Source organism: Novosphingobium sp. 32-60-15, assembly GCF_002280675.1.
Classification (GTDB): Bacteria; Pseudomonadota; Alphaproteobacteria; order Sphingomonadales; family Sphingomonadaceae; genus Novosphingobium.
Map to the genome: position 1 here is coordinate 91328 of NZ_NCEN01000006.1, position 12763 is coordinate 104090.

12 protein-coding genes and 1 other annotated feature are annotated in these 12763 nt (G+C 61.7%); of the genes, 5 read left to right on the forward strand and 7 right to left on the reverse strand.

The genetic code is table 11. The annotated features are described in order from the left end of the window. Window positions 1–15: 15 nt before the first annotated feature. The 4 genes from smc to B7Y89_RS06760 all read right to left on the reverse strand — a co-directional run bounded on the left by smc (window position 16) and on the right by B7Y89_RS06760 (window position 5634). Window positions 16–3456, reverse strand: coding sequence for a chromosome segregation protein SMC (gene smc, locus B7Y89_RS06745; RefSeq protein WP_292936960.1), 3441 nt, complete (start codon window positions 3454–3456; stop codon window positions 16–18). Window positions 3457–3486: 30 nt separating this feature from the next. Further along, window positions 3487–4236, reverse strand: coding sequence for a thioredoxin domain-containing protein (locus B7Y89_RS06750; RefSeq protein ID WP_292936962.1), 750 nt, complete (start codon window positions 4234–4236; stop codon window positions 3487–3489). 86 nt (window positions 4237–4322) lie between these two features. Continuing rightward, window positions 4323–5039: a thioredoxin domain-containing protein gene (locus B7Y89_RS06755; RefSeq protein ID WP_292936963.1), complete on the reverse strand. Its 717-nt coding sequence runs from the start codon at window positions 5037–5039 to the stop codon at window positions 4323–4325. A 1-nt stretch (window position 5040) separates the two neighbouring features. Further along, on the reverse strand, window positions 5041–5634 hold the full coding sequence (locus tag B7Y89_RS06760) for a DUF721 domain-containing protein (protein WP_292936965.1): 594 nt from the start codon (window positions 5632–5634) through the stop codon (window positions 5041–5043). A gap of 29 nt (window positions 5635–5663) precedes the next feature. Here B7Y89_RS06760 and mutY point away from each other — a divergent pair, with 29 nt between their 5' ends. The 5 genes from mutY (at window position 5664) to B7Y89_RS06785 (ending at window position 11571) form a co-directional block, all read left to right on the forward strand. Next, window positions 5664–6731: an A/G-specific adenine glycosylase gene (mutY, locus tag B7Y89_RS06765; RefSeq protein ID WP_292936966.1), complete on the forward strand. Its 1068-nt coding sequence runs from the start codon at window positions 5664–5666 to the stop codon at window positions 6729–6731. Next, complete coding sequence (locus B7Y89_RS06770; protein ID WP_292936967.1) at window positions 6728–8023, forward strand: serine hydrolase domain-containing protein; 1296 nt, start codon at window positions 6728–6730, stop codon at window positions 8021–8023. The genes mutY and B7Y89_RS06770 overlap by 4 nt, the downstream gene beginning before the upstream one ends. Further along, on the forward strand, window positions 8023–8904 hold the full coding sequence (gene nudC / locus B7Y89_RS06775) for an NAD(+) diphosphatase (protein ID WP_292936968.1): 882 nt from the start codon (window positions 8023–8025) through the stop codon (window positions 8902–8904). The genes B7Y89_RS06770 and nudC overlap by 1 nt, the downstream gene beginning before the upstream one ends. 52 nt (window positions 8905–8956) lie before the next feature. After that, window positions 8957–9012: a sequence feature (sul1 is cis-regulatory element that is thought to sense ions involved in sulfur or methionine metabolism; They are found in Alphaproteobacteria), on the forward strand. A 63-nt stretch (window positions 9013–9075) separates the two neighbouring features. Further along, complete coding sequence (locus tag B7Y89_RS06780) at window positions 9076–10572, forward strand: SulP family inorganic anion transporter (protein WP_292936970.1); 1497 nt, start codon at window positions 9076–9078, stop codon at window positions 10570–10572. A gap of 72 nt (window positions 10573–10644) precedes the next feature. Continuing rightward, window positions 10645–11571 carry a restriction endonuclease gene (locus B7Y89_RS06785; protein WP_292936972.1) on the forward strand — a complete coding sequence of 309 codons (927 nt, stop codon included), beginning with the start codon at window positions 10645–10647 and terminating at the stop codon, window positions 11569–11571. A gap of 132 nt (window positions 11572–11703) precedes the next feature. On the opposite strand, the gene B7Y89_RS06790 is transcribed toward B7Y89_RS06785, so the two are convergent. From B7Y89_RS06790 to B7Y89_RS06800, 3 genes are all read right to left on the reverse strand, one after another. Then, a complete protein-coding gene (locus B7Y89_RS06790) occupies window positions 11704–11988 on the reverse strand; it encodes a type II toxin-antitoxin system RelE/ParE family toxin (protein ID WP_292936974.1) in 285 nt (94 codons plus the stop codon). 2 nt (window positions 11989–11990) lie between these two features. After that, complete coding sequence (locus tag B7Y89_RS06795) at window positions 11991–12263, reverse strand: antitoxin of toxin-antitoxin stability system (RefSeq protein ID WP_292936976.1); 273 nt, start codon at window positions 12261–12263, stop codon at window positions 11991–11993. 91 nt (window positions 12264–12354) lie between these two features. Next, window positions 12355–12762, reverse strand: a complete 408-nt coding sequence (locus B7Y89_RS06800) for a DUF1489 domain-containing protein (protein ID WP_292936978.1) — start codon at window positions 12760–12762, stop codon at window positions 12355–12357. Between the last annotated feature and the right edge of the window lies 1 nt (window position 12763).

Consider the following 12763-nt stretch of genomic DNA (forward strand, 5'->3'; position numbering starts at 1 on the left):
GCAGAATTGGAAATCTCAACCCGCCGCTTCCAGCAACTCGACCGCCCCGCCCAAATCCACGCTGACAAGCCGCGATACGCCGCGTTCCACCATCGTCACGCCAAACAGGCGGTGCATGCGGCTCATAGTCACGGCGTTGTGGGTGACGATCAGGTAACGGGTCTTGGTTTCCGCCACCATCGCATCGAGCAAGTCGCAGAAGCGTTCGATGTTGGCATCGTCCAGCGGCGCGTCCACTTCGTCCAGCACGCAGATCGGGGCAGGATTGGTCAGGAACAGGGCAAAAATCAGCGCGACGGCGGTCAGCGCCTGTTCGCCGCCTGAAAGAAGTGTCAGTGATTGCAGGCGCTTGCCGGGTGGTTGGGCGAAGATTTCAAGGCCTGCCTCCAGCGGATCGTCGCTGTCCACCAATGCAAGATGCGCCTCTCCTCCGCCGAACAGGCGGCTGAATAGACGGCGGAAATGGCCGTCCACCGCCTCGAACGCCGCGCGCAACCGTTCACGCCCTTCGCGGTTCAGATTGCCGATGGATCCGCGCAGACGGTGCACTGCTTCGGTCAATTCCGCTTGTTCTGCAACACTTGTGCCGTGGCGCGCTTCTGCCTCGGCCAGTTCGTCAGCCGCCACCAGATTGACCGGGCCAATCCGCTCGCGTTCAGCGACCAGCCGGTCCAGTGCCGCTGATTCATCGCCCGCCGATGCGACAGTTGCAGAATCAAATTCAAACCGCTGCGGCAATAGCGGGGGAGGGCACTGGAACCGCTCGCCCGAAATGCCCGCCATTTCCTGCCGCCGCGCGTCCTCGTTCTCCGCTCGCGCGGCTGCGCCTGCGCGGCCCTCGCGCGCGGTGGCCAAGGCCTCGTTGGCCTCGCTCAACGCCACGTCTGCAGCCTTTGCAGCGGCGTCGCATTGCGTCAGCGCCACTTCTGCAGCGGCAAGGCCCGTCGTCAGACGCGCGCCAATCGCCTCGCCTTCATCTATCTCACGGATCAGCCCTGCAGGCTTGGCTGCCAGGATCGCGCGCTCGGCTTCCAGTTCCTCGCGCCGACCGGTCATCTCGGCAAGGCGTTTGGCCGCATCGCCCGCGCGAGCCGACCACGCCCTTGCATCGCCCTTCAGGCCAGCCAGCCGTTCACGGCCCACGGCGATAGTCTGCTCAAGCGAGGCCATCGCCGCAGCGGTTGTTTGCAAGCCTTGTCGTGCCGCATCATTGCGCGCTCGCGCTGTTTCCAGCGCCGCACGCCCTGCTGCCGGATCTGGCAAGCTGGCACGCTTGTCCTGCGTGGCCTTGGCCTCAGCCTCCGCAGACCTGCGCTGTTCGGCCAGATCGGCCTGAACCCGCGCAATTTCGGCCTTGCGCTGTTCCAGCCGCAGCCGTGCTGCGTCGGCAGCATCCAGCGCTCGCAAGGCTGCACGTTCAGCATCCGAAGCGGTGGAAATCGCTTTTTCGACTGCACCCAGCCGCGCTTGCACATCGCTGAGAGCATCGCGCGCCGCCGCAAACGCCGCTTCGGCCAGCGCCAAGGCTTCGCGCCGTGCAGGCAGCAATGCTTCAAGCTCGGTCAGCCGGTTGGCCGCTTCCATCGCGGCTGCTTCTGCCGCGCCTTCGCCGCGCGCCACAAACCCGTCCCACCGGCGCAAGTGCCCGGCCTTTGTCACCAGCCATTCGCCCGGAGCTAGTGCTTGCCCTTCATCGCGATCAACCACCCGCACCAGTGCCAGCCGTGCGGTGAGTTCGGGCGGACACTGCGTAATCTGATGCGCAAGTGAATCCGCTAATGGCGACGGCGCATCGGCGCCCGTCCAAAACCGCCCCTCAGCATCTCCAGGCGCAGGCCCCACCGGAGCCGCCGCATCGCGCCCCAGAACTGCGGCCACAGCGCGTTCATAGCCCGAAGCCACCCGCGTGCCTGCAATCGCCGAAGCTCCGCGCCCTTTTGCCACTGCCGCCTTTTCGCGCGCAGCCTTGTCTCGCGCCAAGGCCTCTGCCTCACGCTCGACGCCCGAAAGCTCTGCCCGCGCTTGCGCCAGCGCATTGCTCAACGCGTCGCGCTGCGCCGAAAGGGCTTCGCGTTTGGCCGTCAGTTCGGTCCGCTCGTCCTCTGCCGCTGCCAAAGCCGCTGCGGCCCCGGTTCGCTGGAACTCTGCCTGTGCAATTTGCGCTGACGGGTCAGCTTCTCGTGCCAACGCTTCGGCCTGTTGAGACAGCCGCGCCGCATCGCCCTCAACCCGCGTCAATCGCGCATGCGCCGCCACGACTGCGGCTTCAGCCACGCGCCATTCAGCGTCTATTCCGGCTTGCTCAGCCACGCGTTGTGCCAGTGCGACTTCTGCTCCGCGCGCCGCACGGTCTGCGTCATCTGCCGCGGCCATCAGGATCGGCCGCCGCGCCTCATCGGCTTTCAGCGTTGCTTCTGCCGTAGCCAGCTCGCCTTCAAGCCGCGCGATCGCTTCGGCGGCGTCTGCGGTAAGCTGGTCGGCGCTGCTGCGGTCCTGTTCAATCCGCGCAAGTTGGCGTTCGATGTCGGCTACCCGCTGTTCCGCCGCTTCCAGTTGCGCGGATAGCGAAGCCATCCGTTGGCCATGCGCCGCCGAATCCTGCCGCCGGTCAAACACATCATCGCGGGCCTTGGCCAGAGCCGCAGCGGCCTTGTGCTGCGCATCTTGTGCTGCTTTTGCAAGGTCTTGCGCTGCGCTTACCCTGTCGTCTGCAGCGCGCGCTTCCTTGCGCGCTGCATCCGCCGCTGCCGCCGCATCGCGCCAGCGTGCAAACACCAGCCGCGCTTCGGCAAGCCGGATCTTGTCACTGACCGAGATATAGCGTTCGGCTGCGCGCGCTTGCCGTCGCAGGGCTGCGATCTGTGTCTCAAGGCCGGACAGCATATCGACCAGCCGCTCAAGATTGGTCTCTGTCGCTCGCAGTTTTTGTTCGGCATCGCGGCGGCGGACGTGAAGGCCGGCAATCCCCGCCGCCTCCTCCAGCATCATGCGCCGTTCGGCAGGCTTTGCCGCGATGACAGCCGCAATGCGCCCCTGGCTGACCAATGCAGGGCAGTGCGCGCCCGTGGCAGCATCGGCAAAGACCAGCGCCACATCTTTGGCCCGCACATCGCGTCCGTTCACGCGATAGGCGCTGCCTGCGCCCCGCTCGATCCGGCGGACCACTTCCAGTTCACCGCCAAATGGCCCGGATGGGTCAGTTTCGGCGGTCAGCAGCACTTCGGCAAAGGCGCGGGCAGGGCGGGTGGCCGTGCCTGCGAAGATCACGTCTTCCATGCCGCCACCGCGCATGGATTTGGCCGAGCTTTCGCCCATGACCCACCGGATCGCCTCCAGCAGGTTGGATTTGCCGCAGCCGTTGGGGCCGACAACACCTGTCAGGCCGGGTTCGATGCGCAGTTCGGCAGGCTCGACAAAGCTTTTGAAGCCCGCCAGCTTCAATCGCCTGATCTGCATCGAACGCGCCCCCGGCCCTTCGCCTAACGCTTAACGGGCACCCGCCTTTTGCAGCAAAGGCTCAAGCTCCGCCCATGTTCCTACAGTGGTCTTGCTGCCGTTCAGGAAGAACGTAGGCGTGCCGGTAATGTCATATTCCTTGCTCCACTGCTCGGTCGTTGCGGCCAGCTTCGTGGCCTTGGCAGTGTCGGCCAGACAGGCTGATCCTTGTGCGGCTGCAATGCCGCGCGATGCAAAGAACTCGCTCATGCCCGAAAGCTGCGCGATTCCGGCAAAGCGCTGGTCAACGGGCAGAGTTGAAACGCGCTGGAACGCGGCTTCATCCTTTTGCAGGTTGGTAAACATGTTCTTCTGCCAGCCCCAGAACTGTTCCGACAGCGGGATCGTCGCTTCGGGTGAACCGCAGCTTGCCAGCAGCACTGCGGGCATATCCAGCGCGTTCAGCAGGAACAGCCGCAATTCATAGCTGACGCGGCCCGATGCGATGTAATCGTCCCGCAGCTTGGGAAAACCCTTTTCCGAGAACTCGGCACAGTGCGAACACGATAGCGCGCCATATTCGATCAGCTTGATTGGCGCATCGGGGTTGCCCATCACATATCCGCCCTCAGGCGTTGCAGCGAAGGTTTCGGTCCAGCTTTTGCCTGCGGGCGCTGCGATTTTGGCGATAGGTTCCGCGCTCGCGGCTTCGCCCCCGGCAGCGCCCGTCTTGTCACCGCATGCGGCAAGGCCAAGTGTCAAAGGAAGGGTTGCAAGAAGCAAGGCGCGGGCGAATTTCATCGTCTGGATATTCCCATGTCTGGATTTTGCACGACGCTAGCCGATTGTCGCGCGGGTTTGAAGGGGGTGGGCTTACGCGACGGATTTTACCGCACCCGCGCATCCAGTTGCGGTTTCAGTGAAGCCCAATCGTGCGTTCCGGCCAGCAATACCCCGTCCAGCATGAAGCTTGGTGTGCCGTTCACGTTGTACTTTTCAACCGCCTCTTGCGTTTGCGCGGCCAGTTTCTTGGCCAGCGTTTCGTTGGCGAGGCAGCGCTCTGTCGCAACACGGTTTACGCCGCGCGCTTCCATGAATTCATAGAATTTGAAATCGCTGGCGATGGCGCGGGTACGGTTGACGAATGGCCCTGTGCTCCAACGCTGGCGCTGGGCCTCGGTTGAATTGGTTGCGGGCACGATCCATTTGGCCTGATTGCGCATGAAGGCTGTGTGCAGCGGGAAAAACCGTGCGGGCGCAACGCAATTGGTCAACAAGGCCACGGTCATATCAATCGGATCACGCACAAAATTGCGGATTTCGACAGCGCCCTTGCCCAATCCCACCAGTCCGATTTTCAACTGCGCTTCGGATTGCACTTCAAACTGTGCGCAATGCGGGCAGGTATAACTGACATATTCGACCAGCCGCAACGGCGCGGCCTGATTGCCCAGCACATGATAGCCCTGCCGTGTGACTGCCGCTGTCGCAACCCAATTGCCGCGCGCTACCGGCTTGGCGGGCTTATTTGCTCCTGGCCCTGCACCTGTCAGCGTCACCAATGCGCCAAAAGCCAGCGCCACCGTTGCCATCGCCCGTTTCACGTCAGTTCCGTCCCTTGCTTACCTCGTCCAGACTCCGGGCGAGGCTTTCCAATACCGTGCGCAATTCAGGATCGCCAATGTCGCGCAGCGAATCCCCCAATTCGATGGGGATTGGCTTCAGCGATGGCGGCGCGGTGCGCGGTGCTTCTTTTGCCTTTGGCGCCTGAACCACGCCTTGCCGTATCTTCACCCGCGCCACTGCACGATAGCCGAAAAACCGGTTCACGCGGTCCATGATTTCGGGGATGACGTGCTGGATGATCGTGGCGTGCGCAGGCGTCACCACCAGTTGCAGGATGCCATCAGCCTTTTCACCGGGCGGAAAGCGGATGGATTCAGGCATGCAATGCCGCGCATGGCGCTCGCCCACTATCTCCGGCCAGCGCGTTACAACGCTTGATTGCACAAAGCCGAAGCGGCGGAACGCGGTACGCCCGATGGCAGGCATCAGATCTGCAATCTGCCGTGCCTCGCCCCCGCGCGGGCGTTCATACGGTTTTCCGGCGTATGGCTTACCCGCAGCAGGCTTGGCCGCAGCCGTCTTTGCAGGGGCGCGGGTTTTGCGTTTCGTAGTGTCCGAAGGTGGGCTTTCCATATCGATTGTCCCCATGCCATAGCGCTGCCATGCAAGCCAGAGCGCAACCCACCCCTAATTGCGATCCCGCACAAATCGCGCCTGATTTGCTCGTCTGGTACGATGCCAACGCGCGTCGTCTGCCATGGCGTATCGCCCCCGGAGGTTCGGGCACTGATCCTTACAAGGTGTGGCTGTCTGAAGTCATGCTTCAGCAAACCACAGTTGCGGCGGTGGGGCCTTACTTTGCCAAATTTACCGAACGCTGGCCCACGGTCACCGATCTGGCCGCCGCCGATGATGCTGATGTCATGGCAGCATGGGCCGGCCTTGGCTATTACGCCCGCGCGCGCAATCTGCTCGCTTGCGCCCGCGCGGTGGCGGCGATGGGCGGCAAGTTCCCCGATACCGAAGAAGCCTTGCGCGCGCTTCCCGGTCTTGGCGAATATACCGCCGCTGCCGTTGCCGCGATAGCGTTCGGAAGGCGCGCCGTTGTGGTGGATGCCAATGTCGAACGCGTCATTGCCCGCTTGTTCGCCATTGATGAACCGCTGCCCGCTGCCAAGCCCGCCATCCGTTTTGCCGCAGGGCAAGCCACACCCGATGCCCGCGCCGGAGATTTTGCGCAGGCCATGATGGACCTTGGCGCAACCATCTGCACCGCGCGCAGTCCGCGCTGCATGCTATGCCCCTTGCGCGTCCATTGCCGTGCCGTGGCCGATGGCGCGCCTGAACGGTTGCCGGTGAAAGCTGCCAAGAAGCCCAAGCCCACCCGCACCGGCCATGCCTATTGGATTGAACGCGAAGGCAAAGTCCTGTTGGTCAAACGCCCACCCAGCGGCATGTTGGGCGGCATGCGCGCGCTGCCCGATGATGCATGGTCTGCGCGCAGCGATGGTGCAGACGCGCTTGGCGGAACATGGCAGACCGGCGGCGTCGTGCGGCACAGCTTCACCCATTTCGATCTCGAATTGCAATTGATGCTTTGCGGCGCGGCAGAATTGGATAATCTTCCAGCCGGAGAATGGTGGCCGGTTGACCAGATCGAAGCCGCCGGATTGCCCACCGTGTTTGCCAAAACAGCGCGGCTAGCAATTGCAGAGAGGGATGCCGGATGAATGCCATGACCATTTCGCGCCGTGGCCTTATCGGATCATTGGCGGCGCTGGCGGGAAGTGCCGCATTGCCGCGCATGGCCTTTGCCAATGCCGCTGCCGAAGCGCGCTTTCCCGCTGTCACCGGCCTGATCGATGCTTATGTCGGCACCGGAAAACTACCTGGCATGATCGCCGCACTGGGGCAGGGCAGCAGCGCCGCTCCGCTGGATATTGCGCGCGGCACTCTGGCCAGAAACAGCGATGCCCTGCTTGATATGGACAGCCTTTTCCGCATCTATTCGATGACCAAGCCGATCACCGGCATGGCCGCGATGATGCTGGTTGATGAAGGCAAAATGCGCCTTGATCAGCCCATCGCCGATTTCATCCCCGCCTTTGCCAAGATGCAGGTGCAGGTCACGCCCGATGGTTCGATCACCGATCTGCGCCCTGCCAAAACGCAGATCACGGTGCGTCACCTGCTGACGCACACGGCAGGGCTTGGCTATTCGATCATCCAGAAAGGCCCGATCAAGGACGCCTTTATCAAGGCAGGGCTTGTTCCGGGACAGGCCAGCCGGATGCCATTGCCCGGTCTTGAAATGTTCAAGCCGCTGTCCAGCCTTGCCGAATTTGCCGAAGGGCTGGCCACCATGCCGCTGGTCTATGAACCCGGCACGACATGGAGCTATTCGGTCGGGCTTGATCTGCTGGGGCGCGTTATTGAAATTGTGTCGGGTCAGCCTTTTGACGTGTTCCTGCAAGAACGCCTGTTCGCCCCTATCGGCATGGCATCCACATGGTTCCGCGTACCCGAAGCACAGGCCGCGCGCCTGACCACCAACTATGCCGTTGCAGGTGGCATGCTCCTGCCCATCGATCCGGGAAAAACCTCGGTCTATCTCGATCAGCCGCCCTATCCATTCGGCGGGGCGGGCCTTGTATCATCCCCGCGCGATTATGACCGGTTCCTGGCGATGATTCTGGGCTTTGGCAAAATTGACGGGCGCCAGGTGATGAGCGAGGCTGCCGTGCGCCTCGGCACCAGCAATCTATTGCCGCAAGGCGCTGATCTGTCGCGCTCTTTCATCAAAGGCAATGGCTTTGGTGCAGGCGGCTCGGTCGGCCTTGGCGAAGATGCGGGCACATATGGCTGGGCAGGGGCTGCCGGAACCGTCGGCTTCGTCAACTTGCGCGTCGGCATTCGCGCCGGAATGTATACGCAATATATGCCGTCCGAGGCCTATCCGGTGCACCGCGAATTTGCCAAGGCCGTGCTGGCCGACATCACACCAAAGAAAGCCGCAGCTTAATGGACATCTCGATCGCATTTGCAGGCCAAGGCCTTGACCGCGCCGATCACATCCGCGCCGATGCCGAACGTCTGAACGCGCTGATGGACTGGCGCGCGCGATTGCTTAAGCTGGAAGGCATCGATCCGGTCATCGCGCCTGATGGCGGCCTCGATTGGGGCACATTGGCCGATGCCGATCCTGCCGCAGAACTCGTGTTCCTTGGCCTGATGGACGACGGGCGCGGCTGTTTTGCCCAAGTTACCCCGTCCATCATCGGCAGCGTCGCCCCGCCAAACCCGCGCTTGTGGTCCGCAATGGGCGCGCTTTCGCCTGCAGACCTTGCCATCTACGGCGGCGCGCGCAGTCTGGTCGATTGGCACGCCCGCCACCGCTTCTGCGCCCGCTGCGGCAGCGCCACGGTGCTGACGAAGGGCGGCTGGCAGCGTTCATGCACCAACGATGCATGCAAGGCCGAACACTTCCCCCGCGTCGATCCGGTCACGATCATGACCGTCGAATGCGAAGGCGAACTCCTGCTTGGCCGCCAGCCCCGCTTCCCCCCGCGCCGCTATTCCGCGCTCGCAGGCTTTGTCGAACCCGGCGAAAGCCTTGAAGGCGCGGTAAAACGCGAAGTCCTCGAAGAAGCAGGGGTAAAGGCGCGTGCGGTGGAATATGTCGCAAGCCAGCCTTGGCCGTTCCCCTCATCCCTGATGATCGGCTGCCACGCCTATGCCGATGACAAGACCATCGTAATCGACGAAACCGAACTCGACGACGCCCGCTGGTTCACCCGCGAAGAAGTCGCCTACGCCATGACCGGAGCCGAAGACGGCGCATTCATAGCGCCGCCGCCGTTCGCCGTGGCGCATCACTTGTTGAAGTGGTGGTTGGAGCGCTGAGGGGCGCGGGCTTGCCAAAAGCCCGTTCCTTTGCCTAAAGAGTGTGCATTCGTAAGGACCCGGTGAAATTCCGGGTGGCTCTTCCGGCCGCCGATCCGCCGGACAACATCATGCATGCAGCCCAGTCCCTGCGCGCCAAGTCCGCGCCATGCGCCCTGATGTGGAATTCCAATGTCTGAAAAATTTGCCAATTACCGCCGCGAATGGTTCGATGGACCTGCCGGTATCCGCCGCGATGTGCTTGCCGGGATCGTCGTTGCGCTGGCGCTCATCCCCGAAGCCATCGGCTTTTCAATCATCGCAGGCGTTGATCCGCGCGTCGGGCTTTATGCCTCGGTCGCCATCGCGATGGTCATATCGTTCATCGGTGGACGCCCCGGCATGATCTCTGCCGCTACGGCTGCCATCTCGGTGCTGGTTATCCCGCTGGTGCGCGATCATGGCGTTGAATACCTGTTCGCCGCCACCGTGCTGATGGGAATGTTCCAGATGATCGCGGGCGCGCTCCGGCTTGATCTGCTGATGCAGTTCGTTTCGCGCTCGGTTATTACCGGCTTCGTCAACGCCTTAGCGATCCTAATTTTCGTCGCGCAATTGCCGCAGCTTATCAACGTCGGTTGGGAGACTTATGCGATGGTCGCCGCTGCACTGGCGATCATTTACCTGCTGCCGCGTCTTACCACCGCCGTGCCATCGCCGCTCGTCGCGATCCTTGTGCTTACCGCGCTCAGCATCTGGATGGGGCTGCCGGTCAATTCTGTCGGCGATATGGGCAAGCTGCCCGAAGGCCTGCCCAGCTTTGCGCTGCCCAACATCCCGCTAACATGGGAAACGCTGCAAATCATCGCGCCCTATTCGCTGACGATGGCCGCAGTTGGCCTGCTCGAATCGATGCTGACCGCGCAGATCGTCGATGACATGACGCATACTGACAGCAACAAGCAGCGCGAATGTGCAGGGCAGGGCGGGGCGAACATCGTCGCCGCGCTGTTCGGCGGCATGGGCGGCTGCGCGATGATCGGCCAGTCTGTGATCAACGTCACCTCAGGCGGGCGGGGCCGCTTGTCCACCTTCGTTTCGGGCGCGTTTCTGTTGTTCCTGCTGGCCGTGCTTGGCCCGTGGGTCGGGCGCGTGCCGATGCCCGCGCTGGTTGCGGTGATGATCATGGTGTCCATCGGCACGTTCAGCTGGAACTCCATCGCCAACTTGCGCCGCCATCCGCCCACATCATCGGTGGTGATGCTCACCACGGTCGTCGTCGTCGTCGCCACCAAGGACCTGTCGCTCGGCGTGCTGGCAGGGGTGTTGCTCTCAGGCATCTTCTTCGCCGGCAAAGTGCAGCGCATGTTCGCGGTAGAGCGCAACTCCTCTGCCGATGGCATCACCGCCACCTACAATGTGCGCGGTGAAATCTTCTTCGCCTCGGTCGACCGTTTCACCCGCGCGTTCAACGATGAAGACAGCGCAGCATCCGTCATCATAGACGTATCGCGCGCCCACTTCTGGGACATCTCCGCCGTCGGCGCGCTAGACAAAATCGTAGACCGCCTCCGCCGCGCAGGCCGCACCGTCGAAGTCATCGGGTACAACGAAGCCAGCGCCGACATCATCGACCGCTTTGCGTTGCATGACAAGACGGGGGTAGAGTTGGGCGTGGTGCCGCATTGATTAGTGGCTGTTGCTTGTTTGATAGTTGAAATTGCGCTTTGCGGTAATTGACCGGTTTGATACTCGCAATAGATGGCTATTCCTGACTACCAAACTCTCATGCTTCCGGTGTTGTCGTTGGCTGCCGAAGGCGAGACACGTGTTCCAGTTGCCGCACAAATAATTGCTGATAGGCTGGGGCTGTCGCAAGATGAACGTGAAGAGATGCTGCCGAGCGGAAAGCAACGACTGCTTCATAATCGCGTGCATTGGGCAAAGTTTTATATGTCAAAGGCTGGGTTGGTTGATAGCCCGAGGCGTGGTGTTTTCGTTGCTACTCCTGCCGGCTTGGCGCTGCTTGCCAAAAAGCCAAGCAGGATTGATGTTGAAACTTTAAAGGAAATTCCCGCCTTTGCCGAATTTCATGGTCAGGCAGGGGCCAACGTGGAACCAGACCAAGTGTCCGCAGCGTTGGCTGCTACATCTTCCGATGCAACACCTGAAGAACAGATCGACGCGGCTTATGCTGTGCTCACTTCGGCTTTAAAAGCTGACTTGTTGCAAAGGGTCTTGGAGCAATCGCCAGCGTTCTTTGAACGTCTCATTGTCGAATTGCTCGTCGCAATGGGTTATGGCGGTTCCCACGAGGATGCTGCGCGGCAATTGGGCAAGTCAGGCGATGGCGGCATCGACGGCATCATTGACGAAGATCGGCTAGGGCTTGACCGGATCTATGTCCAAGCCAAACGCTATGGGGCTAGTTCACCTGTTGGGCGCCCCGAAGTTCAAGGTTTTGTTGGCAGCCTCGTGGGCCTTGGTGCGAACAAGGGTGTTTTCGTCACCACGTCAACCTTCAGCAAGCAAGCTTTGGCCTATGCGCGAGGTTTGCAGCAGCGCATCATTCTCATCGATGGCGCACGACTTACAGAATTGATGGTGGAGTTCGGCGTCGGTGTTCGTGCCAGCCGAATAATCGAAGTAAAGCGCTTGGACGAAGACTTCTTTGCAGACGAAGCATGAGGCTCTTTACTTGGCATGACGGTGGCGGGTGTAAAAAGCTCAGCATTTTGCCGTTGGCTGATGATATTCAGCGGACTTAACACCGATAACCATAGCATCGCGCCATCAACCCGCCAAACTCAAACCAGATCATCAATCGCGAAGCGGTGGCCACTGGCGCTTGGTGTGAATGATGGCGAGAACCCAGACGGTGTCGCTGTAAATCTCATAGACCAATCGGTAACTGGCATGTGGCGTCAGTTCGCGCGTACCGGACACTTCGCCTTCGTGACCCAGCATCGGGAAATCAGCAAGTCGGGCAGCGGCCTCGCTGAAGAGGTCATCAAGCCTGATGGCAGCGCGGCTATCGCGCGTAGAAAGATAGTCCCATATTTCGGCGCGGTCTTGGCGCGCTTCGGGCGTCCAGAGAACTTTCATCGCTAGCGGGAAACGCGCGCGCGGCGGTTGGCGAACTCCGCTTCAACCTCATCATTGCCAAGTCCGTCGCCTGCATGCATCGACGTGCGGGCCTTGACCACCTTGCGCTCGACAAAGGCGCTATGTTCCCGTTTGAGGCGCTGCTGCTCGATAAAGTCGCGCATCAATTCGCGCACGACCTGCGAGGCGGGTCGATGCAGGGCATCTGTTTCAGCCATGAAATCTGCCCGCAGATCGGCTTCCAGCTTCATCGTGAAAACGGCTTCCTTGGCCATGACTGCAACTCCCTTAAGTAATGACATGGTGTATACACCGTCACTACCATTGTCGCAAGGCGGGCGCGCTCCCTGACCACTTTCCAACCCCCTAAACCAACCCCAGCTTCGCCAGATCCGCCGCAATTTGCGCGGGCAGCACTTCGCCTGTTTCGCCATCGGCCAGATCGCGGGGAGCGTCGGAGTCTTCGAGGTAGCGCCAGCCTTGGTGGGCGCGTTTGGGGCGGGGGTGGACGTCGATCAGTCTGGTGGAGATCACGATATTGGTGCGACCGCCTTCAGCCTCTTCAAAGCCGAGGATTTCGGAGCGCGCGACCAGTTGGTGCTTGTGAATCCAGAAAAGCGAACTGCCGATCATTTCATCGGCGCGCTTGGGGCGGTTCTTGGTTGTCAGCCGCGCGGCTTTGGCATCGCCGCGCCGTCCGCCTGCCGCAAACCATTCGTGCAGTTCGGCCAGCGATTGCGCGCCATAGGCGACTTTGGTCATGTGCAACGGCATT

What these genes read in the sequence shown, in the direction of transcription:
- nudC (WP_292936968.1), top strand. Translation starts at nt 8,023, where the DNA reads ATGGACATCTCGATCGCATTTGCAGGCCAAGGCCTTGACCGCGCCGAT.
- B7Y89_RS06770 (WP_292936967.1), top strand. Translation starts at nt 6,728, where the DNA reads ATGAATGCCATGACCATTTCGCGCCGTGGCCTTATCGGATCATTGGCG.
- smc (WP_292936960.1), bottom strand. Translation starts at nt 3,456, where the DNA reads ATGCAGATCAGGCGATTGAAGCTGGCGGGCTTCAAAAGCTTTGTCGAG.
- B7Y89_RS06795 (WP_292936976.1), bottom strand. Translation starts at nt 12,263, where the DNA reads ATGGCCAAGGAAGCCGTTTTCACGATGAAGCTGGAAGCCGATCTGCGG.
- B7Y89_RS06780 (WP_292936970.1), top strand. Translation starts at nt 9,076, where the DNA reads ATGTCTGAAAAATTTGCCAATTACCGCCGCGAATGGTTCGATGGACCT.
- B7Y89_RS06785 (WP_292936972.1), top strand. Translation starts at nt 10,645, where the DNA reads ATGGCTATTCCTGACTACCAAACTCTCATGCTTCCGGTGTTGTCGTTG.
- mutY (WP_292936966.1), top strand. Translation starts at nt 5,664, where the DNA reads ATGCAAGCCAGAGCGCAACCCACCCCTAATTGCGATCCCGCACAAATC.
- B7Y89_RS06800 (WP_292936978.1), bottom strand. Translation starts at nt 12,762, where the DNA reads ATGCCGTTGCACATGACCAAAGTCGCCTATGGCGCGCAATCGCTGGCC.
- B7Y89_RS06750 (WP_292936962.1), bottom strand. Translation starts at nt 4,236, where the DNA reads ATGAAATTCGCCCGCGCCTTGCTTCTTGCAACCCTTCCTTTGACACTT.
- B7Y89_RS06790 (WP_292936974.1), bottom strand. Translation starts at nt 11,988, where the DNA reads ATGAAAGTTCTCTGGACGCCCGAAGCGCGCCAAGACCGCGCCGAAATA.
- B7Y89_RS06760 (WP_292936965.1), bottom strand. Translation starts at nt 5,634, where the DNA reads ATGGAAAGCCCACCTTCGGACACTACGAAACGCAAAACCCGCGCCCCT.